At 63.2% G+C, this 2,930-nt stretch carries 4 protein-coding genes; all 4 read right to left on the bottom strand.

Translation table 11 applies throughout. The features are described 5' to 3' along the window. Nucleotides 1-371 (bottom strand): phage portal protein (locus ACSLE4_RS12805; protein ID WP_435904829.1); only part of this gene is annotated, 371 nt, incomplete at its 3' end. A gap of 2 nt (nt 372-373) precedes the next feature. Then, nucleotides 374-595 (bottom strand): hypothetical protein, encoded by a 222-nt coding sequence (locus ACSLE4_RS12810; RefSeq protein ID WP_435904830.1) that lies wholly within the window; start codon nt 593-595, stop codon nt 374-376. 41 nt (nt 596-636) lie between these two features. Further along, nucleotides 637-2,433, bottom strand: coding sequence for a terminase large subunit domain-containing protein (locus ACSLE4_RS12815; RefSeq protein ID WP_435904831.1), 1,797 nt, complete (start codon nt 2,431-2,433; stop codon nt 637-639). Next, on the bottom strand, nt 2,430-2,771 hold the full coding sequence (locus ACSLE4_RS12820) for an HNH endonuclease signature motif containing protein (RefSeq protein ID WP_435904832.1): 342 nt from the start codon (nt 2,769-2,771) through the stop codon (nt 2,430-2,432). The genes ACSLE4_RS12815 and ACSLE4_RS12820 overlap by 4 nt, the downstream gene beginning before the upstream one ends. Nucleotides 2,772-2,930: the final 159 nt, after the last annotated feature.

Raw genomic sequence — 2,930 nt, forward strand, 5'->3', positions numbered from 1 at the left:
CTATCGATGTATGCCTCAGCGTGCGACCAAAGCATGCCGTACGCGGTGAGGTTTTCCCAATATTCCATAGCCGACATTTCGGGGTTAGGTGCGAGCCCGAGCGCCGGCGCATAGGTGTCGCCGGCGGCGCGCTCACGTGAGCCCTTCGCGTCGGTGCGCTCGTAAATGATGCACGGCACCTTGCCGATATCTTCGCTCACTACTCGAACGCAAGCGCCTACGGCCGCGAGCCTGAGTGCTGACTCTTCATCTATCGCCGGGCCGGCAATTGACTTGCTCGCACCGAGCGCATCGCTGAGCCATTCGCTCGGCGCCGCGAGGGTCGCCGACCTGAGCTCAGCAACGCCGTTGATCAACGCGCGGCCGAGCACGACTAACTACCCGGCTCGAACGGCCCGCGGTCGACAACGCCGGGTTGATCTGCGGGCGGCTTTTTCTGATTGATCGCAAGGCCGGTGAGCACGAGGCCGGCGATCAAGAGAATCACGCCGGCGACGATGAGCGCAAGCACGGTGCTCACGATCGCGCACCCGGCGACGATTAGGCCGAATGCGATCACGATGCAAAGGTCGGCAATGATTTCAGTCGTGCTCATCGGTCTATGAGCCTAAGCGATTCCACGGCCGGAAAGCGTTTTTACTTATCTTCATCGAGCACCGTGCCGAGGTGTATCGAGTCGAGCCGTTGCACCTCAGCGAGAGCGATGCGAGCTCGCAAGTCGTCGCCGTCGTCGACGCTCGCGGCCGCGAACGCATGCAGCGCCGGCCGCACGATGCCTTCATATTCTTCGGTCGTGATATCGCCGACGACGCCGCCGGCGTACACCCGCTCGACCGCGGCCTTCGCGAGTTTGTCTGCCGTGGTCTGACTGAGCCGCATGCGCGCGCCGCTCGGCCTGCCGTGCGCCGGAAAGAATCTCGCGCCCGGCTCGGCGATCCTGCGATTGCTGATGGCGCCGCCGATCGCGTTGAGCAATCCAACTAGCGCGTCGATGTGGCGCTTGCTCTTCGCCTTGCTGACGCGGAAACCGCTTTCAGTCTCGCGGATAACGGCCGCGTTCACGTGAGCCGAGAGCACCGGATCGCCGTCGTGAGTGATCTGCTTTTCGACGATGAGCTCGTAAAGCGCCTGAGACATTTCGACGACGCGTTGATTGCTCGCCCACGGCACCTCGACCATCCTCATAGTCTCGCTCAAATCTTCGGCCGACCGCTGGAAAAGCGTACGGTCGTATCTGACCTCGACAACATCTTGCTCGACGTTGATTTGCTTGAGGCGGTTTTCGACCGGCGACAAATCGAGCGAGCCGTCGCTTTCCATTGCCGGCGAAAATACCCAACTCTTCGCGATGTAAAGCGGCTTGCCGCCCGGCCCTTCGCCGTCACGCCGTGCGACCATCACGACCGCCGACGAGTCGCGCTTGAAACCGATATCGACGCCTACCCATACGCGCTCGCCCGGCTTGATTCGAGCGTCGGATCGAAGGCGTTTCCACGCGTCGGGCGGTAGCCATAGCTGCTCGGTCGAAGTCCATAGGTTGAGGTGCAGTCGAGAAAACACCGGCAACGGCAACCGGTGAAACTCACGGCCGAGCACCGCCTCGGTGAGCCACGGTGCAGGGTTAGCCTTGAGCCAAGTCGCCGGGTCGGTAGGATCGTCGGCCTCGCCGGCGCCGATCCAATACATAAGCGATCGGCCCTCGTCGGTGTAAGGATTCTCGCCGGCGCCGAGCATGCGCTCATAGAGCTCGAACGCGATCGAATCTCGCTCGTAACCTGCGGTCGTGATCGAGACAATGATCGGATTCTCTCGCGCGAGCATTCCGGTTGTGAGCGCGTAGTAGAGCTCGCGGCCGGCGTCGCCTTTCCAAACGTGCAACTCGTCGGCGACGACCGCGCTCGGGTTAGTACCCATTTGCAAGCCGCCCTCGGCCGAGACCGCGCGATACACACCGTCGATCGAGGGCACGATGATTTCATTGCGCAGTACGCGGCACCATTCCGAGAGCACCGGCGAGGCGCGCACCATTCGAGCGGCCTCGTCGAATACGACTCGTGCTTGCTGCTTTGAGCCGGCGGCGCCGTACACCTCGGGTGCCGGCTCGCCGTCGGCGAGTAGAAAGTAGAGCGCGAGGCTCGCAACGTCGGTGCTCTTGCCGTTCTTTCGAGGCACGCCGTAGTAGGCCTCGGTGTAAATGCGCCGGCCCATTTCCGTACGCAAGAGCTCGTGATGAAACGCCGATTGCGCGGGGTAAAAGACGAGCGGCCGGCCGCGCCAACGGCCTTTAGATTGCCGCACGTGCAGTCGGCAGAAATCCTCGTAACGCATTCCGCCCGGTGACGGATGCACCGCCTCGGTGTGCCCGAGCGTTGCGCCCGGAAAAATGAGACCGCTATTCGAGGTCTCCCAATCTCGAACCGCGCCGCCGCTCATTTCCACGGTGACGCCTTGCCCTTCGGGCCGTCACGAGCGATGCGCATTTGCTTATCGAGCATGCGCGCGCACGAGGCGCATGCCCAAACGTAGTTAGATCCGTCGCGCGGGTTGTGCTGCGGGTCGCCGTCTTTGTGATGCAAAATCTCGCCCGGCGCGAGGCCGCACTTTTCGCACGTCGCTTTGTCGCGCCGGCGCTGCCGCTTGACCTTCCGAAAGAAAGAGTCGTCATATCCGGGGTTACGCCGAGCGGCCTGCAAATACGGGCCGCACACCGCGCAACGCTGACCTACCGGCACGTCGTTTCCGCACCGGTGACACACCTTGACGGGCGGCATTAGCCGGCCGCCTTGAGCGCCGGCGCGTGCCCGAGCTCGGGCTCGCGATGCAAGCGACGCGACGCGGCCGCGCTGAGCTTGATCACGCTGCGCGCATGCATAAGCACGACGACGCCGGCGACGCGCTCTTGACCTCGCGGCGCGATGATTTCCCTATCC

This window comes from Methyloceanibacter sp., from assembly GCF_051306395.1.
Lineage (GTDB): Bacteria > Pseudomonadota > Alphaproteobacteria > Rhizobiales > Methyloligellaceae > Methyloceanibacter.